The sequence below is a fragment of the Paenibacillus sp. FSL H8-0315 genome (assembly GCF_038005365.1).
GTDB classification, from domain to species: domain Bacteria; phylum Bacillota; class Bacilli; order Paenibacillales; family Paenibacillaceae; genus Paenibacillus_AQ; species Paenibacillus_AQ odorifer.
Genome location: NZ_JBBOTA010000001.1, coordinates 672602 through 695513 on the forward strand (window position 1 = coordinate 672602; position 22912 = coordinate 695513).

Annotated in this window: 21 protein-coding genes; all 21 read right to left on the reverse strand. The window is 44.3% G+C overall.

Annotated elements, in window-relative coordinates:
• Nucleotides 1-29 precede the first annotated feature (29 nt).
• On the reverse strand, nucleotides 30-4358 hold the full coding sequence (locus tag MHB56_RS02760) for a PolC-type DNA polymerase III (RefSeq protein WP_076127841.1): 4329 nt from the start codon (nucleotides 4356-4358) through the stop codon (nucleotides 30-32).
• Between the two features lie 266 nt (nucleotides 4359-4624).
• Nucleotides 4625-6073, reverse strand: a complete 1449-nt coding sequence (gene proS / locus MHB56_RS02765; RefSeq protein ID WP_036688477.1) for a proline--tRNA ligase — start codon at nucleotides 6071-6073, stop codon at nucleotides 4625-4627.
• 25 nt (nucleotides 6074-6098) lie between these two features.
• The gene (rseP, locus tag MHB56_RS02770) at nucleotides 6099-7373 is read right to left on the reverse strand and encodes an RIP metalloprotease RseP (protein ID WP_076127839.1); all 1275 of its coding nucleotides are present in this window, start codon (nucleotides 7371-7373) and stop codon (nucleotides 6099-6101) included.
• Between the two features lie 248 nt (nucleotides 7374-7621).
• Nucleotides 7622-8761, reverse strand: a complete 1140-nt coding sequence (locus tag MHB56_RS02775) for a 1-deoxy-D-xylulose-5-phosphate reductoisomerase (protein ID WP_341143236.1) — start codon at nucleotides 8759-8761, stop codon at nucleotides 7622-7624.
• A gap of 23 nt (nucleotides 8762-8784) precedes the next feature.
• On the reverse strand, nucleotides 8785-9588 hold the full coding sequence (locus tag MHB56_RS02780; protein ID WP_341143237.1) for a phosphatidate cytidylyltransferase: 804 nt from the start codon (nucleotides 9586-9588) through the stop codon (nucleotides 8785-8787).
• 20 nt (nucleotides 9589-9608) lie between these two features.
• On the reverse strand, nucleotides 9609-10376 hold the full coding sequence (locus MHB56_RS02785; RefSeq protein ID WP_076127834.1) for an isoprenyl transferase: 768 nt from the start codon (nucleotides 10374-10376) through the stop codon (nucleotides 9609-9611).
• Between the two features lie 78 nt (nucleotides 10377-10454).
• The gene (frr, locus tag MHB56_RS02790) at nucleotides 10455-11009 is read right to left on the reverse strand and encodes a ribosome recycling factor (protein WP_076127832.1); all 555 of its coding nucleotides are present in this window, start codon (nucleotides 11007-11009) and stop codon (nucleotides 10455-10457) included.
• Nucleotides 11009-11737, reverse strand: a complete 729-nt coding sequence (pyrH, locus tag MHB56_RS02795) for a UMP kinase (protein ID WP_036688491.1) — start codon at nucleotides 11735-11737, stop codon at nucleotides 11009-11011. Before pyrH ends, frr begins: the two co-directional genes overlap by 1 nt.
• 102 nt (nucleotides 11738-11839) lie before the next feature.
• The gene (gene tsf, locus MHB56_RS02800; protein WP_036688492.1) at nucleotides 11840-12490 is read right to left on the reverse strand and encodes a translation elongation factor Ts; all 651 of its coding nucleotides are present in this window, start codon (nucleotides 12488-12490) and stop codon (nucleotides 11840-11842) included.
• 132 nt (nucleotides 12491-12622) lie between these two features.
• Nucleotides 12623-13324 carry a 30S ribosomal protein S2 gene (gene rpsB / locus MHB56_RS02805; protein WP_036688493.1) on the reverse strand — a complete coding sequence of 234 codons (702 nt, stop codon included), beginning with the start codon at nucleotides 13322-13324 and terminating at the stop codon, nucleotides 12623-12625.
• Between the two features lie 161 nt (nucleotides 13325-13485).
• Complete coding sequence (locus MHB56_RS02810; RefSeq protein ID WP_341143238.1) at nucleotides 13486-14142, reverse strand: endolytic transglycosylase MltG; 657 nt, start codon at nucleotides 14140-14142, stop codon at nucleotides 13486-13488.
• On the reverse strand, nucleotides 14139-14717 hold the full coding sequence (locus MHB56_RS02815) for a hypothetical protein (protein ID WP_076127828.1): 579 nt from the start codon (nucleotides 14715-14717) through the stop codon (nucleotides 14139-14141). Before MHB56_RS02815 ends, MHB56_RS02810 begins: the two co-directional genes overlap by 4 nt.
• Before the next feature lie 49 nt (nucleotides 14718-14766).
• Nucleotides 14767-15081, reverse strand: coding sequence for a hypothetical protein (locus MHB56_RS02820; protein WP_076127826.1), 315 nt, complete (start codon nucleotides 15079-15081; stop codon nucleotides 14767-14769).
• 51 nt (nucleotides 15082-15132) lie between these two features.
• Nucleotides 15133-16536: a DUF342 domain-containing protein gene (locus tag MHB56_RS02825; protein ID WP_036688497.1), complete on the reverse strand. Its 1404-nt coding sequence runs from the start codon at nucleotides 16534-16536 to the stop codon at nucleotides 15133-15135.
• A 29-nt stretch (nucleotides 16537-16565) separates the two neighbouring features.
• A complete protein-coding gene (locus MHB56_RS02830; protein WP_076127824.1) occupies nucleotides 16566-17354 on the reverse strand; it encodes a FliA/WhiG family RNA polymerase sigma factor in 789 nt (262 codons plus the stop codon).
• A gap of 90 nt (nucleotides 17355-17444) precedes the next feature.
• On the reverse strand, nucleotides 17445-17855 hold the full coding sequence (locus MHB56_RS02835; protein WP_370510671.1) for a hypothetical protein: 411 nt from the start codon (nucleotides 17853-17855) through the stop codon (nucleotides 17445-17447).
• A gap of 2 nt (nucleotides 17856-17857) precedes the next feature.
• The gene (locus MHB56_RS02840; RefSeq protein WP_036688499.1) at nucleotides 17858-18355 is read right to left on the reverse strand and encodes a chemotaxis protein CheD; all 498 of its coding nucleotides are present in this window, start codon (nucleotides 18353-18355) and stop codon (nucleotides 17858-17860) included.
• Entirely contained in the window at nucleotides 18348-18941 is a 594-nt protein-coding gene (locus MHB56_RS02845) for a chemotaxis protein CheC (RefSeq protein WP_282579874.1), read from the reverse strand. Before MHB56_RS02845 ends, MHB56_RS02840 begins: the two co-directional genes overlap by 8 nt.
• Nucleotides 18942-18977: 36 nt before the next feature.
• Nucleotides 18978-19439 carry a chemotaxis protein CheW gene (locus MHB56_RS02850; protein ID WP_036688501.1) on the reverse strand — a complete coding sequence of 154 codons (462 nt, stop codon included), beginning with the start codon at nucleotides 19437-19439 and terminating at the stop codon, nucleotides 18978-18980.
• Nucleotides 19440-19466: 27 nt separating this feature from the next.
• A complete protein-coding gene (locus tag MHB56_RS02855) occupies nucleotides 19467-21539 on the reverse strand; it encodes a chemotaxis protein CheA (RefSeq protein WP_076182652.1) in 2073 nt (690 codons plus the stop codon).
• 34 nt (nucleotides 21540-21573) lie between these two features.
• The gene (locus tag MHB56_RS02860; RefSeq protein WP_076127819.1) at nucleotides 21574-22905 is read right to left on the reverse strand and encodes a protein-glutamate methylesterase/protein-glutamine glutaminase; all 1332 of its coding nucleotides are present in this window, start codon (nucleotides 22903-22905) and stop codon (nucleotides 21574-21576) included.
• Nucleotides 22906-22912: the final 7 nt, after the last annotated feature.

The following is a 22912-nucleotide window of genomic DNA, read 5'->3' on the forward strand; positions in this document are numbered from 1 at the left end:
TAGCCATGAAATAAGTGTTGTTAAAGCCTTTAAAATAGGGAAAGTTGATTGCTTTCCGGTAAGCCGCGGAAGCAGCCCATGCCGGTCAGCAGCTCAATAACCGTCTTACTTGCCTTTGATTTCTGCTGGAAATCTTCAATAGACAGGAACTCGCCAGCATCTTTCGCAGCAGCTATGTTGATAGCAGCATTCTCACCAATTCCCGCTAAAGCAGAAAACGGAGGGATCAAACTCTTGTCATCAACAATAAACTTATTCGCTTCTGAGCGGTAAAGATCAATGTTTTTGAATGTAAACCCACGTGCCGTCATCTCCAAAGCCATCTCAAGGACAGGCAACATAGCCTTTTCCTTAGGCAAAGCTTGAAATCCTTTTTGCTCAATTTCTACGATCTGACGGCTGATGGCTTCATACCCCTTACAGCACAATTCAATATCAAAATCTGCTGCACGTACAGAGAAATAAGTCGCATAATATTCAATAGGATGATACAGCTTGAAGTAGGCGGTACGCACTGCAGAAATTACGTATGCAGCAGCATGCGCCTTCGGGAACATGTATTGAATCTTTAGACAAGAATCAATATACCATTGTGGGACCTTGCACTTTTTCATTTCCTCGATCCACTCGTCAGACAAACCTTTACCTTTACGAACACTCTCGGTAATTTTAAAGGCCAAGCTCGCATCCATTCCCGCTTTATAAATTAAGAAGAGCATGATGTCATCACGACAACCGATAACGGTCTTAATGTTACAAGTGTTATTCTTTATAAGCTCTTGAGCGTTACCAAGCCAAACTCCAGTACCATGAGACAAACCTGATATTTGCAGTAAGTCAGCAAAGCTGGACGGCTTCGACTCAATAAGCATTTGACGTACGAACTTGGTACCCATTTCGGGCACACCATAGGTCGCAACCGGTGATCTGATTTCGTCAGGTCTTACTCCAAGTGCATCTGTAGAGTTAAACATGCTCATTACTTTCGGATCATTCATCGGGATAGAAGTTGGATCAACACCTGTCAAATCCTGAAGCATCCGCATCATCGTCGGATCATCATGACCCAGAATATCAAGCTTCAGCAAATTCGCGTCAAAAGCGTGATAATCAAAGTGTGTGGTCTTCCATTCAGCATTGACATCATCCGCCGGGAATTGTACTGGCGTAATATCTTCTACCTCCATATAGTCTGGAACAACGACTATACCACCCGGATGCTGTCCCGTACTACGTTTAACGCCTGTACAGCCAGCCGCCAGACGGCCAACTTCAGCTCCACGCCAACGTTTCTGGTGAAGTTCTTCGTATTTTTTTGCAAATCCGAAGGCTGTCTTCTCAGCTACGGTACCAATCGTTCCGGCACGGAATACATTTTTCTCACCAAACATTTCTTTGGTAAAGTTATGTGCATTCGGCTGATATTCCCCTGAGAAGTTCAAGTCGATATCGGGGACTTTATCCCCTTTAAATCCAAGGAAGGTCTCGAACGGAATATCCTGGCCTTCACCTTTGAGCTTCTGACCGCAATCCGGGCAGACTTTATCTGGTAAATCGAATCCGCTCCGCACACTACCGTCCAGGAACCATTCATTATGGCGACACTCGGGGTTTAGGCAAATATAATGCGCAGGCAAAGGATTAACTTCTGAAATTCCTAGAAATGTAGCTACTACAGAAGAACCTACGGAACCCCGCGAGCCTACGAGATACCCATCCTGATTTGACTTTTTAACGAGACGTTCAGAAATCAAATAGTTGGCAGAGAACCCGTATTTAATAATCGGTGCAAGCTCTTTCTCCAAACGGGCAATAACTACCTCAGGCAGCTCTTCACCGTAAATGGATTTGGCAGTATTGTAGCAGGTCTCGCGAATTTCTTCGTCCGCCCCGTCAATAATTGGTGTAAATAGCTTATCTGGAAATAGCTCCAGTTCTTCAAAACGCTCCGCCAGCTCAACTGTATTTGTGACAACGACTTCCATCGCTTTTTCAGCACCAAGAAATTCGAATTCAGACAGCATTTCATCTGTTGTGCGGAAGTGTGCATCCGGTTTGCGTTGGTCTTTAAGCGGACTAAAGCCCGTGATCCCATTAATCGTAATATCACGATACAGCTTGTCCCGGGGTTCAAGATAATGTACATTCCCCGTTGCGATAACAGGTTTATTCAACTGTTCCCCTATTTCGCAAACCTTCCGGACTACATCGCGAAGCTCATCAGGGCCTGCTACAAAGCCCTTGTCCACCAAGTGCATGTACATGGTCAATGGCTGAATCTCCAGCACATCATAAAAATGAGCAACCTCCATGGCTTCCTCAGTCGTTTTGTTGAGTACTGCTTCAAAAAACTCTCCACGTTCACAACCCGAAATCACGAGCAGTCCATCTCTATGCTCTTCCAGCTTGGATTTCGGAATACAAGGTACACGTTTGAAATATTCCGTATGTGACATGGAAATGAGCTTATAGAGATTTTTTTTCCCTATTTGATTTAGTGCATAAATATTACAGTGGAACGGTCGTGTGTTCGAAAGATCATTACCCACATAATCGTTTAGTCGATCAAGGCGGGTCATGCCCTTCATCTTTTCAGCATCTGCGAGCAATCCTGTTAATATACCGCCGAGTGCTATGGTATCATCAATCGCACGGTGATGGCTTTCCAGAAGAACTTTATATTTATCGGCTAATGTGTTCAGCCTGTGATTCTTCATGCTTGGATATAGTAACCGCGCGAGCTCAAGCGTATCAAGAGATGGATTCGGAAGCACAGGTTCACCTATTTTACGTAACGAGGCCTGAATAAAACCCATATCAAATCTGGCGTTATGAGCTACAAGGATACTATCACCCACAAATTCAACAAACTTACGCAGTACTGGCTCAAGATCAGGAGCATCCTTAACCATTTCATCCGTAATATTGGTCAATTGCTGAATATGATAAGGGATTTTCTCATGCGGATTAACAAAAGTAGAATAACGGTCTACTTCTTTGCCTTCGCACATTTTAATGGCCGCCAGCTCCGTAATATTATTGCGGGTAATCGATAAACCCGTGGTTTCTATATCAAACACTACATAGGTAGCTGTCTTCAAGTCCAAAGGCTGAGCGTTCTCGACAATATTCACAGAGTCATTTACAACATTAGCTTCCACGCCATAAATCATTTTTATCTTATGCTTATGAGCTGCATGGTTTGCATCAGGAAAAGCCTGAACGCCGCCATGATCAGAAATCGCAATCGCAGGATGCCCCCACTGGGCAGCTGTTTTGACATAGGTAGTGATCGGAGTGACCGCATCCATCGTACTCATCGTAGTGTGAAGGTGGAATTCCACCCGTTTCTTAGGAGCTGTATCTTTACGCGCAGGCGGTGCCTTAACTTCCGTTAAATCCGAAGGGATCATCACGAGCTCAGGAATCTGCATAAAACGGTCATATTCTACTTTCCCGCGTGCTCTTACCCATTTGCCATTAGCTAGCTGACTCATAACCTTCAGATCATCTTTAGTCTTCGCGAACATCTTCATTTGTAGAGAATCCGTAAAATCGGTCAGACTGAAAGTGAACAAGGTACTGCCATTGCGAAGCTCCTTACGATCCAGACCAAAAATGGTACCCTGAATTGTAATTTTCTTCTCTTCATCTTGAATTTCAAGAATCGGCACGGCCTGTTCCTTAATTTCATACCCCACTTGAAGCTTAATTACTTCATTAGGATCGCTATCATCAGCAGGAGCTTCTGTTTCCACAGCAGTCATCATCTGCTCAACGATCTCGCGTTGTTCTTGCTGAAGCTTTTGCTGAAATTCTTCGAATGCTTCAACATTATTATTTTCGTTCTCCGCCATTAGTAATTTAACCTTTAAGGAGAGACCGAAATACTTATCATAAAATTTAATAATTGCTCCATCGATGCTTTTTTTGCGAGCTAACTCCATCGAAGTGGAATCACTCATCGTTAACATTAAAGTATCCTCTTTAAGCTCCTGTGAGGAGCGGGTCAGCCAGCCGTTTACCGATGGAATCTCCCGATGTACCCACTCCAGAAACAGTCCCCAATATTCCTGGACAAGCTCCGCTCTGCTAACCTTCTCATCATATAGGAACAAAAAGCTTACTTTAGCTATATGCTGTAGCTTCTCACGCATTCTAAGGCAAAATGTCCGATATACCTGTGCTGGAACCAGACTATCTTTCGCTATAACGATTTGCCAGTCCCGGTTGCCACGACTGATCTCAACACGTTCTATATACCCATCCAAAAAGTAGGGGTCCATGATTGCAGGTGGAATTTCACCCTGCTTCATCAAGAGCTCGAACCTTTTTCTTCTCTCCTGGTTTTGTTCCATGCTTTCCTCCCACCTTTAATAACCCAGTTAAAACTATCCATGATATACAGTGAAAGTACAATATGATAAGAAGAAACGATGTAGTCGACTTTTAAAGACGACAACTGTTTCTCGTAAAAATATAAGAATTTATAGTGAAAACCTATAAATTCTTATATTTTAAAAAGCTTCTGGGTTCAAAAAGCATTGGGTTCTTACGGCCCGCCGACTCCTCTCGCCAGAAGCTAAATTAAAATACTACAAGACTGTTGATCGGTGCCTAAAGATTAATATGCCTTTGCAAAAACCACAGTATGCTTGGCTGGTTGGCCACAGCATATGCAGACTTGCTTAGTCTCCGCTGGATCAAAAGGAATATTGCGGCTACCCGCACCTGTCTCTTCCTTAACTTTGGACTCGCATTCTTCGGAACCACACCATCCCGCTAGAGCAAATCCACGTTTTTCGTCCATCGAAGCTTTCATTTCCTCCAAGGAATCTACAGAATAGAAATGGTCCTCACGGAATTTCAGCGCACGTTCGAACATTTCATTGTGAACCTGTTCAAGCATTGTTTGAACCTCTTCTACGAGGTTTTCCTGTTGAATAACCTTCTTCTCACCGGTGACACGTGAGACGAGAACGCAGACGCCATTCTCCATGTCACGTGGTCCAAGCTCCAAACGTACTGGCACTCCACGCATTTCATATTCATTAAACTTCCAGCCTGGGGTAACATCTGAACGATCATCCACACGTACACGAACGCCAGCATTCTTCAATTCCTTGAACAGCTCGTCCGTCCGCCCAATCACAGCTTCGCGGGTCTTAGGAGGTCCGATAGGAATCATAATAACTTGCGTTGGAGCTACCTTAGGCGGCAGAACAAGACCGCGGTCATCTCCATGCACCATAATCAGGGAGCCAATCAAGCGAGTGGTTGAGCCCCATGAAGTAGTGTGTACATACTCCAAATTATTGTCACGGCTTAAATATTGAATCTCAAAAGCTGTGGCAAACTTGGTGCCGAGGTAATGTGAAGTAGCAGCCTGAACAGCGCGTCCATCCTTCATCATCGCTTCAATAGAATACGTATCTACCGCACCGGCAAAACGCTCGGAAGGTGTCTTTTGTCCGGTAATAACCGGAATGGCAAGATAGGTCTCGACAAAATCACGGTAGTTATCCAGCATCCGCATAGTTTCTTCACGAGCTTCCGCTTCATTCTCATGCGCGGTATGCCCTTCTTGCCAAAGAAACTCAGTAGTGCGGATAAATGGCAATGTACGTTTCTCCCAACGAACCACGTTCGCCCATTGATTGATAAGTACAGGAAGGTCACGATAAGATTGAATCCATTTGGAGTACATGTGGCCAAACATGGTCTCTGAAGTAGGACGAACTGCGAGACGTTCCTCAAGTACATCACCACCCGCTTCTGTTACCCATGGCAGCTCTGGATTAAAGCCTTCAATGTGATCCTTTTCCTTCTGAAAGAAACTCTCTGGAATGAACACTGGAAAATAAGCGTTTCGATGCCCAGTTTCCTTGAGGCGACGGTTCATTTCCTCCTGAATATGCTCCCATATTTCATAGCCTTCTGGCTTAAATACAATACAGCCACGAACAGGAGAGTAATCCATCAAGTCTCCTTTTTTAATAACATCAATATACCAGCGTGAGAAATCCTCGCTTTGCGGCGTGATTTCCGTAACGAATTGTTTATCTTTTGCCATGTAATGGAATGCCTCCCGAAGAAAATTAGCCGCTGATCAAACGTAAAATATCATTATACGTAACAGCAATCATTAATAAAAATAGCAGTGCAAAACCTACAAAGTGAACCATGCCTTCATGACCCGGATCCACAGGTTTGCCACGCAGTGCCTCTACACCTAGGAATGCCAGACGGCTTCCATCGAGTGCCGGAATCGGCAAGAGGTTAAATATCCCCAGATATAGACTCAAAATAGCGGCCCAGTATGTAAGATACTGAATACCTTGTTGAGCAATTTGACCGGTTACCTCAAACGTACGAACCGGACCTCCAATATCATCCATATTGAATTTATTGATCAATTGTTTAAAGCCCAAAAAGATAGCTTCTGTCGTATCGACCATAGCTTTTCCTGAACCTGTTATCGTCTCGCCAAAACCAGCTTTACGAGTAGGCAGCTCAGGAGTGATGCCTATTTTACCGCCTTCTTGCCCTTCCATACTACGAGGAACTAGCGTAACGTTAAGGGTTTCCTCTCCCCGCTGCAGCGTCCAGTTCATTTCTTTCCCTTTGGACTCCGAGGTCAAGCTAATCATTTTTTGGTAATCAGCACCGATTTTCTCACCATTGATGGAGACAATGATGTCGCCCTTTTGGAGTCCTGCTTCTTGGGCAGGCATTCCTTCGGAGACGTCGCCAATCTTAACAAAAGTAGGATTTTCAACTTGAATACCGACCATTTGCAAATGGATGGCGAAGAGTACAAAGGCTAACAGAAAGTTCATCACAGGACCCGCAACAATAGCCAACGCACGCTGACCCACGGTCTTGCTGCCGAATTGACGATCTTTAGGTGCAATTTGTGTCTGTTGCGTTCCTTTAATCATCATCGCTTGCGGATGAACATCATAAGTAGTAACTTCTCCGTCCACATCTAAGGTAATCTGCAATTTATCCTCGAGATCGGTATTCAGCGCCTCACCACGGATAACATTTCTACGGGTGTCTAGTGCATCCAGATAAATGTTTTTAACTTTATTGTCTTGTCCGAGCCTTACCGCAATGGTCTGTCCAGAACCAATCTCGACAATCTCAGGATCTTCACCAGCCATACGGGCATAACCGCCAAAAGGCAGTAAGCGAAGAGTGAACTGAGTCTCATTCCGTTTATAAGAAAACAGTTTCGGACCGAAACCGATAGCAAATTCCCTCACGAGAATACCGGCGCGTTTGGCAAAATAATAGTGACCCCATTCGTGTACAGTCACAAGTACAAAAAACATGAGCACCGTTAAAAAAACGACCTGAACCATTTCCAAACGTATCATCCCCCTTTAGGTGTAAGACCGAAGTATGTCCTCTTAATTTATCATTATTCTCCGATCAGGCACAAGAGAATCAACTGTCCCAACCTATTTTTAGGGCAAAGTAAGTATTTCCAGTCCAGCAATAACGCCATCGGTGTCCCTTTAAGGAGACGGTACGCGTTTACGCGAGAAATATAAGGATAATGTATAAAGTGAAACTTATACTTTCTTATATTTCTAAAAGGAGATCTTTCAACGTTCTACAGCGTAGCTGCCAGTTCTCGAACACGTCTATCACAGGATTCAATTTGTTCCAGATTCGGATTATGCTCGTTATTATGACGATCTAGCACTTCTCCGATAATCTCCTCAATACGCAGAAAAGAGATCTCATGACTCAAGAATCGAGCAACAGCTATTTCGTTCGCAGCATTAAAAGCCGTAGTCGCTGTTCCACCAGCTTTTCCACAATCTATCGCTAGCTTCAGTGCAGGGTAACGTTCAAAGTCCATTTCACGGAAGGTCAAACGTCCTATCTCTGCTAACGACAAACGCTGTGCCGGAGATTCCCAACGATCTGGATAAGTAAGTGCATATTGAATCGGGACACGCATATCGGGATTGCCAAGCTGGGCAATAATACTGCTGTCACGGAATTCAACATATGAGTGAATGATGCTCTCCGGGTGCAGCAGCACATTCACTTGTTCATACGGAAGACCGAATAACCAATGTGCTTCAATAACCTCTAGGCCCTTGTTCACCATTGTAGCAGAATCTATCGTTATTTTCGCGCCCATGCTCCAATTCGGATGACGAAGCGCATCTTCTACCGTCACATCCTTAAGCTGATCACGCGTGAAGTCGCGGAATGAGCCGCCGGATGCTGTTAAAGTAATGTAGGCAATATCTGAGATGTTCTCGCCATTGAGACATTGATAAATAGCTGAATGCTCACTATCAATCGGCAACAGCTTAACTCCCTTACGATTAGCGAGATTAGTGACCAAATGTCCGGCCGTTACTAATGTCTCCTTATTGGCGAGTCCAATATGTTTGCCAGCTTCAATTGCCGCTAGTGTTGATTGAAGCCCTACGCTTCCCATAACAGCCGTTACGACCATTTCGGCATCGCCGCCAGCCGCCACTTCAACAAGCCCTTCATTCCCGCTGTAAAGCTCTATACCAGAAGGTAGGCTGGATCTAATCTCATCTGCCAGCTCTTTCGTTGCCACAGAGACTCTACGCGGGTTAAAACGACGAACTTGCTCCAGTAATAATGTTGTATTTGTTCCGGCCGCCAAGCCATCTACTTCAAAAGAGTCTGGGTGCATTGCGATGACATCTAGAGTCTGAGTGCCGATCGAACCCGTCGAACCTAGAACACTTATTTTTTTCATAGTTATACTCTCTCTCCCTTCGTTTAATAGTAAGGCATAAGCATTACAATATGTACGAATGGAAATACGATAATCCAGCTGTCACATCGATCAAGAATACCGCCATGCCCTGGCAAAAGTGTACCTGAGTCTTTAATGCCATACGCACGTTTATAAGCTGACTGCACAAGATCTCCAAGCTGTCCTAATATCGCACAAGAAAGCCCAATAAGCAATGCTCGTCCTATCGTCAAGTATTCAGGAGCAAGCAGCGCAAACACGATAGAAATAAGCATCGAGATCAGTACCCCGCCAACAGCACCTTCCACCGTTTTGTTAGGACTGATGGCCGGCCAGAGCTTGTTCTTGCCAAAGCTTCTGCCTACAAAATATGCCCCCGCATCACTGCCCCAAATGCAGAACAGGAGCAAAAAAGTCCAGAACAAACCATGTCCGTCATCCGATGCACGAGCCACGGCCATATAAGAGAAGCCCATTCCAATGTATACAATACCAGTAAACAGCAAGGCTGTTACTCGAATATCTAATTTATTTTTAGTAAAAACGGTGACCAGAAGGAACAATAACAGCAGAATCCAAATCCCTTGCTCCCAGGACAACGGCTCATTAACACCAAGCAAATCCCATGGGATCATGAAGCTCAGAATAGCTGCGTAACCCAGAACAGTAGTACCGGAAAGCGTAGGAATACCTATCATTTTGACAAATTCATAAAAACCTATAAGAGCCATAGCAATAAGCAGAACCTGATACGGCCAGTTTCCCAGTACACATAACCCTAAAAATAATACTCCGGCAACAATTCCGGTAATCAATCGCTGCTTCAAAGGTTCCATCTCCTAACAAGCTACTTCAGTCCACCATAACGGCGTGTTCGTCGTTGATATTCAGCAACGGCCTGATGCAAATGCTCTTTGTCGAACTCAGGCCAGTACACATCAGTAAACCACAGTTCACTATAGGCAACCTGCCATAACATAAAATTGCTAAGCCGAATTTCTCCGCTTGTACGTATCAGCAAATCAGGATCGGGTAAACCAGCAGTTAATAGTCTGTTGTTAATCAACTCTGATGTAATTTCTTCTGGCGACAATATACCAGCTTGGATATCTTTCCCTAAGCTGCGCATACAGCCTTCTATTTCATTGCGTCCACCATAGTTAAGAGCAAAATTTAAGATCAATCCAGTATTCTCTTTTGTTCGAGCTACCGCCTCTTCCATAGCCTTACGGGTATATGAAGGTAAAGCGTCAGCGTCACCCATCATGCGTACTTGAACATTCTTCTCGATTAGCTCATCAAGCTCAATCGCCAGAAACTCCCCAGGCAAACGCATCAAGTAATCGACTTCTTCTTTCGGGCGTATCCAGTTTTCTGTCGAGAACGCATACATCGTTAAGTATTTAATACCTAATTCGTCTGCAGCGATCGTAGCACGTTTGACAGCCTTCATGCCGTTCTGATGACCCATAACGCGCGGTAAGCCGCGCCGTTTAGCCCAGCGTCCATTACCATCCATTATCACAGCCACATGCCGGGGAATGTTATCCGGTGAAATCTCGACTGACTGTTGCCTGTCTTTACGGCTCAGCCACGCTTGAATCCGTTTGATCATTTCCGTTTCCTCCAAGCTCTTATCAGAAAGAGACAAACCCCACCATTAACGGAGGGGCCTTAAGTCTCTTGAATATCATTAAACTTCCATAATCTCTTTTTCTTTGGAAACAAGCACTTTGTCAACTTCGGCTATGAACTTATCCGTTGTTTTTTGAATGTCTTCCTGATGGCCACGGGACTCATCTTCAGAGATACCGTTTTTCTCCATCTTTTTAATATCATCGTTGGCATCACGGCGAATGTTGCGGATCGCTACTTTCGCTTCTTCACCAAATTTCTTAGTCAGCTTAACCAAGTCCGTCCGACGCTCTTCAGTCAGCGGAGGGATAGAAAGACGAATAATGGTGCCGTCATTGGCAGGTGTCAATCCGATATCGGATTTCATGATCGCCCGTTCAATATCAGACATCGATGTTTTGTCCCACGGCTGAATCAACAGTGTCCGGGAATCCGGAGTACTAATGTTGGCCAGCTGATTAATTGGAGTAGGTGCCCCGTAATATTCAACTTGAATACGATCGAGAAGCGATGTTGTTGCACGTCCTGCACGTAATGTCGCCAAGTCACGTTTCAGCGATGAAATCGCTTTTTCCATACGCTCTTCAGCATTTTTTTTGACCGATTGTGGCATTAATCTACACTCCCTTTAACAATCGTTCCGATCTTCTCACCGAGAACGACACGTTTGATATTGCCTTGTTCTGTAATGGCAAATACAATGAGCGGTATATTGTTATCCATGCATAAAGATGAAGCTGTTGAATCCATAACACCGAGGTTTTTGTTCAGAACATCCATATAAGTAAGCTGTTCGAATTTCTCAGCGGTACTATCTTTGAACGGATCAGCAGAATATACTCCATCAACCTTATTTTTCGCCATCAGAATAACTTCTGCTTCGATCTCTGCCGCTCTAAGTGCTGCAGTAGTATCTGTTGAGAAGAATGGGTTACCTGTGCCTGCTGCAAAAATAACAACACGGCCCTTCTCCAAGTGGCGAATCGCACGACGACGAATGTATGGTTCAGCAATTTGCTGCATCGAGATCGAAGTCTGTACTCTTGTTGGCACATCGATTTGCTCCAATGCATCCTGCAGTGCAAGTGAGTTCATTACTGTTGCCAGCATGCCCATATAATCTGCAGTAGCGCGATCTATGCCGCTTGCGCTGCCCGCGATCCCGCGCCAAATGTTCCCCCCGCCACAAACAATCGCAACCTGAACGCCAAGTTCTACAACTTCCTTGATCTGTTCAGCGATGGAAATAATCATGTCGGCATCAATACCATATCCGTTTTGTCCTGCCAAAGACTCTCCACTTACCTTAAGGACTACTCTCTTAAATACCGGCTGTTCCAAATGTATACCCTCACTTTCTGCAAAAGACGGAACACTACGTGTACGTGTTCCGCTCTTCTGATGCTTGCCTTTATTCAATTCTTCACATTTATGATGAAACTATTATTGATTAACTTGTGCCATAACTTCTTCAACAAAGTTATCCACTTTCTTTTCCAAACCTTCGCCTAGTTCAAAACGAGCAAAACGACGGATCGAGATGTTTTCTCCGATGGTGCTGATTTTTTCATTCAACAATTGGGAGATTGTTTTGTCAGGGTCTTTAACGAAAGTTTGCTCAAGCAAGCAATATTCTTCGTAATATTTACCAATACGTCCTTCAACCATTTTTTCAATGATTTTCTCAGGCTTACCTTCGTTCAAAGCTTGAGCTTTCAGGATTTCTTTTTCTTTTTCAACATCTTCTTGTGGAACTTCTTCACGACGAACATAACGCGGGTTTGCTGCAGCGATTTGCATAGCGATATCGCGAGCAAATTCCTTGAAGGAATCTGTTTTACCAACAAAGTCAGTTTCGCAGTTGATTTCTACAAGTACACCAATACGGCCGCCAGCGTGGATGTAAGATTCTACAACGCCTTCAGTAGCAATACGTCCTGCTTTGTTCGCTGCTGCAGACAGGCCTTTTTCACGAAGCAATTCTGCTGCTTTAGTGATATCGTTATTAGCTTCTTCAAGCGCTTTTTTACAATCAAGCATACCAGCGCCTGTTCTTTCACGAAGTTCTTTTACTGCTTTTGCATCAACTGCCATTGTTTATTCCCTCCAGGTAATTGTCGTTTTCTTACATTATTCAAGGCCTTTATCCTAAAAAAAGGGCAGTGAGAGGTTATCCACCTGCCAACCACCCTTTTCATTTAAGTTCTTGTATGTGTTAGTCGCTACTTAAGCAGTAGTTGTGTCTTCGCCTTGGTGAGCTTCAACAACAGCGTCTGCCATTTTACCAGTCAACAATTTAACAGCGCGGATAGCGTCGTCGTTACCTGGAATTACGTAGTCGATTTCGTCTGGATCACAGTTAGTATCAACGATAGCTACGATTGGAATACCCAATTTGCGAGCTTCTGCAACTGCAATACGCTCTTTACGCGGGTCAATGATGAACAGCGCGCTTGGAAGACCTTTCATGTTCTTGATACCGCCCAAGAATTTTTCAAGACGATCTTTCTCTTTGCGAAGAAGGATAACTTCTTTCTTAGGTAGTACTTCAAAAGTACCGTCTTCTTCCCAAGATTCCAATTTCTTCAAGCGATCAATACGCTTTTGGATAGTTTGGAAGTTGGTAAGAGTTCCGCCCAACCAACGTTGGTTAATGAAGAACATACCGGAACGTTCTGCTTCTTCTTTTACGGAATCTTGAGCTTGTTTCTTTGTTCCTACGAATAGGATTGTGCCGTTGTCACCAGCGACGCTTTTTACAAAGTTGTAAGCTTCCTCTACCTTTTTGACTGTTTTTTGCAAGTCAATAATGTAAATTCCGTTTCTTTCAGTGAAGATATAACGATCCATCTTTGGGTTCCAACGACGAGTCTGGTGACCGAAGTGTACCCCAGCTTCTAGAAGCTGTTTCATGGAGATTACTGCCATCTTCACACACCTCCTAAGTTTGGTTTATTGTGTGTCTCCTCCGCCATGCGTCATCTTTCAGCAAGACTTTCTTCAGAAGAAAGCACCCCTTGTCGAAATCAACCGGCGTGTGTTTTAACACCGTCAATTACTATACCATATTATCTCAGTGTATGCAACGATCACTTTAAAGTTATTAATTTCTCTATTATCGAGTCAATACTTTCTCCCTTATTAAAGCTATAAGAACCGGATTGAATTTTGGTATTAATCTTACGTTTGTTTGCAGCCTCTAGAAAAGTAGACTTATCTTTAATGACGCCAGCCTTCGCTAAAATATCTGTTGTTGCGGTCAATGTGCTGCCAGATGGAATTCGAACAGAAACACTAGCATTTGCTGTGACTTTAGGCGTTACAGGAGCTACAGCGGTTGGAGCGGCACTGGCCTTGGGAGTGACCTTTGGCTGCTCAACCTTGCCGTTAGTAGGCGTAGATGGCTTGTTCGGCGCAATGGCTTTATCAGAGCTCTCAGGCGTTGTAGGTGACACTGCCGGCGTGGGGGAGGCTGCAGCAGCCGGCGCAGAGGAGCTGACGTTCTCCTTGCTTTCTGCTGTCGCCCCCCCGGTCTCTGTGACTTCCTCTTTATTATCATTCTCAGTTTCCCCTGAGGAAGGTACTGCAGCTTCATCGATGACTTTCATATTCAGTTTCTCCGCACCCTGTAGAACTTGTTCTTTGGTAAGTGGAGCCGCTCCACCGGAGATCATTAATTGAAGTAATAAAGCGCCAGTAATTAGTCCTGTGCCTAGCCCGAACAAGAATGAACGGTTCTTAATCATACCGATTCCTCCTGTTTGGCAAGTTGCAGAATCAGTTGCACTTCCCCTCGCTGAAGTCCAGCTGTCTTGGCAATGGAGTCTATCGATTTGCCCTGCTCATGCAGTTCAAACAATCTTGGGTAACGTAATTTTATCGAACTAATAGGTTTCGCTTTCACATCTGGCGACACTGAACTCATCTCTGCTGGGAGAGACGGATCTTCGTTTACACCAACTTTAACCTTCGAACCTTGTTCAACCGACACTGCAAGTTCTTTCAAACTCTTTTCTTCCTCGGCCACTCGTGCTTCTAGCTTTAAAGAGCTGTTCTGCAACTCTACCACTTGACTCTGTAATTCATTAACCTGTCCCTGCAGTACATTATGATTAGTTTGCGATTGTTGTTTAATACTACTAACTAATTGTACCAGTTCCTCATTCTCGCGCTCTATGTCTGCCATATATAGCTCAAGCGCAGCCTCTGTATCTTTGAGGCTTTGCTGATTAGCTTTTCCTTCCTTTACACGTGCGGGAAGTAAAAGGGCATAAAGAATAGCGGCGACACCTACTAGCACAATATAAACCCATGGTTGCAAGTGCCTTATCTCCTTTTACATATCAGATGTAGATTCGTGTAGATTCTTATTAAAGACTTAGATCAATGCGTTGGCCTTTGTAAGGATGCTCAGCATCACGGGTTGCAGGCGGGTTCGAATGTTTATCTGACGAAGAATTGCCACCTGAATGCTGATTGCCTTTTCCACCGCCATCCCGTAAAGCTGATTCAGAAGACTCATCCACTTCAGTGCTCCGCATGGCCAATTCCTGACTTTGTTTTACATTTTGCCCAGCCAATTGATGTTGGTCGATAGCAGGACGTTGCTGAGATTCATTCTGAAGCTTGCCCGCCTCCGTGGTGCGAGGCAAAGCAATTTGCAGTTCCACCGGTTTTAGGCTCATCTTAACCCTTCTCTCACAAGTAATGGCCGGCCGCAAATGCTGCCCGCCCGATTAATTGTACGGCGTTAAAGATATATCCCCATCACTGTAAATAAACACAACCCGCTCCGTAGCATCCTTAACAAATCGGGTATATCTGCCGATCATGATCTTTGAACCGCCATAAATGGTTTTGATAACCTCAACTCTCGCTCTACCTGTATCTTCTAACATTCTTTCTATCTCTAGCACTCGTTCTTTAATTCTTTTTTCTTCACGTTGATGGGATTGTTTAGTAGCATTTAATTTGACGCGAAGCGCCACTTTATCCGCAGGGAGCTGACCGTTAGTAGCCAATTGATTTAATAGATACAAAGCTTTAGAGGTTTTATCCTCGTTCTCCAGCAGCTGCCGCAGCTCTTGACGAAGTTCGTTAATCTCATTTCTAAGCTCTGGAACCACGCCTACCTCAATCACAGTCGCAGTGGACATGGTGTTACCTATAGTTCTTGCTACAACTCTTTCTCCAGACTGAACGATTCCACCCACAATCAAACCTTTAGAGCCGTTACAGATAACATCTCTACCAGCACGTATATTGGAGTGCATAATACTCTGAGAAACAATTACATCTTCCCCAGCGGTTACGTTTCCATCTTGAATGAAAGAAACCTTCACACTTTTTCCAGCGGTAACTTGGCCTTTGTTATATCCGATAATTCCACCAGTAATTTCAATGGAGCCCCCAGAGATTAACTCTGCACCTTCAACGCCGCCTACAACCCGAATATCACCGGCAGACTTTACCGTAAAGCCTGAAAGGACATTCCCACGTATGACGACTGTACCTACAAAATCAATATTTCCAGTGCCGTAATCGACATCACCATTCACTTCATATACAGGAAACACATTGATTTTCCCGTTATCAGTTAACGTGACCAGTCCATCAATCGCTGCGTACATCGAAGTGCCATCGTTATCAATGAGTACATTTTTCCCGATTTTAAAATGAGCTTCCTTTCCAGCCTTGAAAGCAAGCTCATCACCAGTTACAGTCATCCCTAACTTTCCAGGCTGGGCAGGGATAATTTTAGCTATTAACTTTCCTTTAAGCACATTACGAAGCCGGACCAAGTCCTTGTAGTCGACCTTACCATCCGCTTTCTCAAGCGGTTTGCGGTCCTCTTCCAGATCAACTGTAAGCATAACTCGTCCATCCGTGCCATGCACAGCAGGATAACCTGCAGCAATCGGAACTTTACTCCAAAAAAACTCCTCAGGATGACTACTAATACGTTCGACAACATCACTCTTGATACCGTAGCGAATATTGTGACTGTGCAGGAAGGCTTCCAGTTCTGTAGATGAGCAGGAAAAATTCTCATCCTTTTTGGAGAACTGCAAATACGCGATTCCTTTGTCCTCCGAAAAAGTTATACTCAAGTACTGATTCAAAGCATATTGACCGATCAAATTTTGCTCCCCCTTGTCACCGCTAACGGTTAATCGTTCTGCATAAGGAGATCACGGTTCTTCTCGAGCGTTCCCCTCAGCCGCAAAATAGCTTTGGAATGCAACTGCGAAATTCTTGAAGGAGATAACGACATGACCTCAGCAATCTCACTTAAAGATAAATCTTCATAATATAAAAGGGACACAACGGTCCTTTCTTTCACCGTTAATTTCTCAATACCTTTGGTGAGCGCTTCACGCAAGTAGAATTCATTTACCTTGCTATCCGGATTCTTAGCTTTATCGTCCACCAGTATGGACATTCGGGTCTCTGATTCCTCTTCACGAATCGGGTCTTCCAGTGAACAAAGTGACATCACAGCCACATCCTGCAACATATTTTGAAATTCCAGTTCACTAATATTAAGGTATTGGCTCATTTCCTCGTCACTAACTGACCTTAAGTGCTTCTGCTCCAGCTGCTGATAAGCGTCCTCAATTTTTTTAGCTTTTTCCCTAACGGATCTAGGTACCCAATCACTTTGGCGTAATGAATCTAATATCGCACCACGCACACGCCAGGACGCATAGGTCTGAAACTGCAATCCTCGTTTGTAGTCGAATTTCTCAATCGCATCAATTAGTCCCATAACCCCATTACTGGCTAAATCATCTTTGGATACATTTTTGGGTAATCCCACAGCCAAACGACTGGATACATAATCAACAATATGGAGATAACTCTCTATCAGCTTCTTTTTGGCATCAGGGTCTCTGTGTTCTTTCCACTGTTCCCATAGCTCGTCAGTTTCCAATTGAGAAGCTTTACGCTCGTTCAATAGCTTTCACCCTTCCCAAAGTTTAGTCAGCGAGCATTCGCGGCGAAATGTACCTTCCAATAAGATCACCGATTCCGCCTCAGCCCTCACTTATTCTTCTTTCAGGTGACGAACGGCCTTGGCCAATTCTTCAGGATCCTTCATCGAAACTAGCTTAGGAGGTGTAAGAGGCTTAAATCCCTCGCTATTTTCGTTTCCTTGTCCTGGCTTCGGTTTTAGTAGATTGATTAATTCTTCATCCTCATTAGGCGTGCTGATATCCAGCTTCGCCCCAAGTTCTTCACCACCAGTATCCACTTCATCCGGAGGCGATGTTTGAATCATAATAAAACCCAATACCCATCTTACGAGGAAAGCAAGCAGAAACCAGATGATAAATGCAATTAGGCTTCTTAATAAACTAGTACCCAATACATTGTTACTGTAGGTTACAAAAAAGGTAAATATGAAACCTACCAAACCCGACACCAAGTTTATCAAAATGTTTCCAATCATATTCATAATTATAGTTCCTTAGCGCCTTTTTGCACACTGCGAATAAACAATATACCAGTGTTGCAGGCTATTTCTATCGTACGGCCATAATTGCCGCCTGTGTCTTCTGCGATTAACGGAATTTTTAAATTTTCAAGTGCTAGTTTACAAGATTCAACATTACGAGGCCCGATCCTCATGGTGTCGCTCCCCCCGGCAAAGGCAAACATTTGTGAACCTCCGGCCATCTTGGCTACGATCCGGCTCCGAACCGCCCCAAGCTCTAGCAGACGGGATAAGAGCTCCGGCACTGCAGTATCTGCAAACTTAGCGATGTTTAACTGCCCTTCCCTAGCAATCTCAGATGATGGGAGCATTACATGCGCCATCCCTGCAAGCTTTTTTCCAGGGTCAAACAATGTTAATCCCACGCAGGAGCCAAGACCTGTGGTACGAATTAAACTGTCTTGGCTACCCACGTTAAGATCCGCCATCCCTACTTTAATAATGCTTTGTTCTTCAATCATTTTCAAAAGGAACTCCTAGCGATTTGAAGATTTTCGGGAATGATTCCGGATCGGGAATAAGGAAAAATTGCCCTTCAATTTCGTTTTTCCCTTCGAAGAAGGTAGTGTCGATCAACAATGCATCGTCCCCCATCTGCCCGAATTGCAGCAGACCGTAGCTAAGGATAGCGCCAGCCATGTCCATAGCAAGGGCCGGCACCGTTGGATACATAGAAAGTGCGGTGAAATCTGCTAGAGAAGAAAGATACGATCCTGCCAAAATATTGCCAATTTCGCTTAGTGCAGAGAGCTCCATTTCTCCAAGCTCTTCATTACTCGATAGCTCAATGCCCGCAATACGACTAAGCAAGTTCATAGCCGCTTCTGGTGACAGAATGAAAAACAGGTTACCTGGAGCTTCACCCTCCACACGTAGAAACACCGCATATACAAGTTCTTCGGCTCCGCCAACTTTATCTGTTATTTCTTCAAAGTTAAGGAGCTGTACCTTAGGAACAGCCATATCTATCGGCTTATTCAAGAGCTGTGATAATGCGGTGGCTGCATTTCCAGCTCCAATGTTCCCAACTTCCTTAAGCACATCCATTTTGAAATCCTTATAGTGCTTAAATAGTTCCACAGGTTAGCCCTCTAGGCTTTCTAATTGAACGATTTCGCTTTTGTTAAGCACTTCTGACAAGTTAAGCATAATCAGTAAGCGCTCGTCTCCAATCTTGGCCACCCCATCCAAATACTTTGCCTTGATGCCGCCAACAACATCAGGAGGTGTATCAATAGAATCTCTGTTCAGATCTATAACATCATTTGCAGAGTCTACAATGAAGCCTACTTCCATTTCATTAACAGACACGATGATGATTCTTGTCTGATCGGTGTGTTCAGCCTCTTCGATGCCGAAACGGCCCCGTAGATCAATTACAGGAATAACAACCCCACGTAAATTAATTACACCTTTGATAAATGAATAGGTCTTAGGTACACGAGTAATGGGCATCATGCGCTCAATAGTTTGTACCTTTTCAACTTCAATTCCATATTCCTCTACGCCTAATTTAAACACTATCACTTTAATATCTTCAGCCATGGAATGAACCTCCCTGTTCTATCCTAGTTATTTAATAAAAGCGTTCGGATCAATAATAAGTGCTACTTGACCATCACCAAGAATGGTTGCGCCAGATATTCCTTGTACATCAGGCAAATATTTACCCAGATTCTTAATCACAACCTCGTTCTGGCCAATAAAATCCTGTACTGCTAAGGCAACTAATCTTTCTCCCTTGCGCACCACTACGATTTCTGTTTCTTCTTCGGTACTCTCATCATAATCTGGTACTGAAAAGAGACGACTTAGCGAAACCAGAGGAATATGCGAATCACGGAATTCTACCATTTTATTGCCATGGATTGTACGGATCTGAGATTGCTTCACGATTCCGGTTTCCACTATAGAGGTCAGAGGAATGGCATACTTCTCGGAACCTAATCGGATAAGCATTGCAGCAATGATTGATAGAGTTAAAGGCAGCTGCACTGAGAAATTTGTTCCTTTACCTGGAGCAGAATAAATCGTTACATTGCCGCCTAAAGAAGAAATCTTAGATTTCACTACATCCAGCCCTACCCCGCGGCCTGAAACATCAGAAATGACCTCTGCTGTACTGAAGCCTGGGGCAAATAACAACTGAAAAGCTTCATCGTCCGACATACTGGCTGCCTGCTCTTGTGTTATAACACCCTTCTTCACAGCAGATTTCAGAACCTTCTCCGGATAAATCCCTGTTCCATCTTCTTCGATCTCAATGAAGACGTGATTACCACTGTGGAAAGCCCGCAAATAGACCGTTCCGGTCTCAGGCTTACCAGCAGCAACACGATCCGCAATGGATTCGATACCATGGTCAACTGCATTACGCAATAAATGCACCAGCGGATCCCCGATTTCGTCAATGACCGTTCGGTCTAGCTCAGTTTCTGCTCCTGTGATGATAAGATCTACTTTTTTGTCTAGTGACTTGGCTAGATCACGAATCATACGTGGGAATCGGTTAAATACTGTATCTACTGGAACCATCCGCAGCTTCATTACAATATTCTGGAGATCTCCGCTTACCCGGCCCATATGCTCAACCGTTTCTGTAAGATCACCATTTTGAACCTCAGAAGCCAGCTGTTCCAATCGTACACGGTCGATAAGAAGTTCACTGAATAAATTCATCAACACGTCCAAACGTTCAATATCTACACGAATGGTACGTGATGGTGCCCCACCTGTTTTGTGAGCTGCCGGTTTGTTCCCTTCTTCTTTGGTTGGCAGGGGTTTAGCGGCAGAAGCCGCAGGTGTAGCTGCTGGAGCCTCAGTAGTCGTGGCAGCCACTTCAGAGGCTGCTGCTGCTGTTTCTTGACCCAGCTGTTGCAGAGAGTCTTGATCCAATGCTACTGCCGATACCTTATCAATCTCAGACAGATTTAGTATCATAGCCTGAATTTGATCAGCACTTTTTTGAGTTATGTAATAGAGAGAGAAGCTTTGATCAAATTTCTCTTGTTCAATATCCTGAACGGATGGGAAGGATTTAACCACTTCACCTGAACGCTCCAAAAGATCAAACACCATATATGCACGTACTGCCTTAAGCTGACAATCCTTGCGAATGGTTACGTCCACATATAATACTTGATGTCCTTCTTGAATCGACTGTTCTAGAACAGAAAATTGAAACTCATCTAAATGAATCGGGGTTTCAACCGCTTGTGCAGCAGGTCCTGAGACAGAAGCTGCCTCACCACCCGCAACAGGAATCTCTCCCCGGACTATAGCCTGTAAGGAGGAGACGATAGACGAAACATCCGCTTTACCCTCGCCTCCTCCCGTAATATCCTCAACCATAGACTCCAAGGCATCCAAACTTTTGAACAACGTATCAAAAATGAAATCCTGCATGCGCAGTTTGTTGTTGCGTACCAAATCAAGAACATTTTCCATTTGGTGTGTGAGTGAAGCCAAATCTTCAAAGCCCATAGTTGCTGCCATACCTTTTAAGGTATGCGCAGAGCGGAATATTACCTGTACAATACTAATGTCCTCAGGATTCGCTTCCAGCCCCATCATGCTCTCGTTCAATGACTGCAGATGATCGTTCGACTCATCAATAAACATGGATAAATATTGGTTCATGTCCATCAGTGAGCACCTCCCCTTTGAGTTCGCTTTTCTGTTATTTAACAGCTTGCACCAGCCTTGGAGCAATTTCTTGCAAAGGCAGTACGTGCTGGACGCACTGTAATTCCACCGCAGATCGCGGCATTCCATATACGACACAAGTTTCTTCGCTTTCAGCAAAGGTTGAGGTTACCCCAGAGTCGTATAAGGATTTCATCATTCTTGCCCCATCACTACCCATCCCTGTCATTAGTAACAAATGACGTTCTAACGATGTGAGCGGCAGCAATGATTCAAATAAAACATCCACAGAAGGTCGATGGCCATTACGTGCCTCCTCCTTTGTGAGTACAACCGCATATTGCCCTCTAGAGGATGGGACAACTTGTAAATGATAGCCTCCAGGTGCTATATAAGCAGTTCCTTTTTGCAATATCATCCCCTGCTCAGCTTCAATCACTTCTAGCGGGCTGAAGGTATTCAGTCGCTGGGCTAGTGATTTGGTAAAGTTAGGCGGCATATGCTGCACAATAACAATAGGCGCTGGAAAATCCGCAGGAATCTTCTCCAGAAATACCTTTAGAGCACGTGGTCCACCTGTAGAGCACCCCACGGCAACCAACTTTTGCAGATCATTACTCCCATACTTCCGGACCTGAGGATTTGCAGGAGCGTCAGAAGACACTTCCACTTTAGGTTTAGGCAACGGTTTTGGTGGGGTAGCGTTATTCTCTACTCTTGACCTTGCATTACTCTTTTCTGATAAAGGTGGTGGAGTAGAGATTAATGGTTTTGCTGCTCTTTTAGGAACAGTATGATCTAACGGCTGCTTCACCCGCGGTTTTTTGGTCACTTCATTTTTGAGTGAAGCTTTAGGTTCTACCTTGGGTTTGCCGGGCATCACTCTCGGTACAGTTGGCGGTGCGACTTCTACTGGCGGTATGTCTGGCAACTTAAATGCAGAAGCACGTGCTTCGCGCTGCTCCCGGGCCATCATAGCCTCTTTCATTTGTTCCCTTAAGGATTCTCCTACTCCCATGATATCCTGAGAGTTGGTAATCGAAGGTTTACGAATAAAGTCAAAAGCGCCCCATTCCAGTGCAAGAATGGTTTCCTTCATGCCCTCTTCATTGATCCCTGACAGCATAATCACTGGCAGAGGGTCTGAGGCCATTATTATTTTCAGCGCTTCCAGGCCGTTCATTTCTGGCATTTCTACATCCATAGTAACCAGATCTGGACGAAGCTCATTGATTTTTTCGATAGCCTCACGACCGTTTTTTGCTGTTGCCGTCACCTGAAAGTCAGCGTCATTTTCAATTAAATCGGAAATGATCTTGCGCATAAATGCCGAATCATCAACAACCAATACTTTATATGGCTTCATATCATTT

Excerpts from the sequence above, each read along its gene's own strand:
- MHB56_RS02760 (WP_076127841.1), bottom strand. The coding sequence starts at position 4,358 with ATGGAACAAAACCAGGAGAGAAGAAAAAGGTTCGAGCTCTTGATGAAG.
- proS (WP_036688477.1), bottom strand. The coding sequence starts at position 6,073 with ATGGCAAAAGATAAACAATTCGTTACGGAAATCACGCCGCAAAGCGAG.
- MHB56_RS02775 (WP_341143236.1), bottom strand. The coding sequence starts at position 8,761 with ATGAAAAAAATAAGTGTTCTAGGTTCGACGGGTTCGATCGGCACTCAG.
- MHB56_RS02785 (WP_076127834.1), bottom strand. The coding sequence starts at position 10,376 with ATGATCAAACGGATTCAAGCGTGGCTGAGCCGTAAAGACAGGCAACAG.
- frr (WP_076127832.1), bottom strand. The coding sequence starts at position 11,009 with ATGCCACAATCGGTCAAAAAAAATGCTGAAGAGCGTATGGAAAAAGCG.
- tsf (WP_036688492.1), bottom strand. The coding sequence starts at position 12,490 with ATGGCAGTTGATGCAAAAGCAGTAAAAGAACTTCGTGAAAGAACAGGC.
- rpsB (WP_036688493.1), bottom strand. The coding sequence starts at position 13,324 with ATGGCAGTAATCTCCATGAAACAGCTTCTAGAAGCTGGGGTACACTTC.
- MHB56_RS02810 (WP_341143238.1), bottom strand. The coding sequence starts at position 14,142 with ATGATTAAGAACCGTTCATTCTTGTTCGGGCTAGGCACAGGACTAATT.
- MHB56_RS02820 (WP_076127826.1), bottom strand. The coding sequence starts at position 15,081 with ATGAGCCTAAAACCGGTGGAACTGCAAATTGCTTTGCCTCGCACCACG.
- MHB56_RS02835 (WP_370510671.1), bottom strand. The coding sequence starts at position 17,855 with ATGAATATGATTGGAAACATTTTGATAAACTTGGTGTCGGGTTTGGTA.
- MHB56_RS02840 (WP_036688499.1), bottom strand. The coding sequence starts at position 18,355 with ATGATTGAAGAACAAAGCATTATTAAAGTAGGGATGGCGGATCTTAAC.
- MHB56_RS02845 (WP_282579874.1), bottom strand. The coding sequence starts at position 18,941 with ATGGATGTGCTTAAGGAAGTTGGGAACATTGGAGCTGGAAATGCAGCC.
- MHB56_RS02850 (WP_036688501.1), bottom strand. The coding sequence starts at position 19,439 with ATGGCTGAAGATATTAAAGTGATAGTGTTTAAATTAGGCGTAGAGGAA.
- MHB56_RS02855 (WP_076182652.1), bottom strand. The coding sequence starts at position 21,539 with ATGGACATGAACCAATATTTATCCATGTTTATTGATGAGTCGAACGAT.
- MHB56_RS02860 (WP_076127819.1), bottom strand. The coding sequence starts at position 22,905 with ATGAAGCCATATAAAGTATTGGTTGTTGATGATTCGGCATTTATGCGC.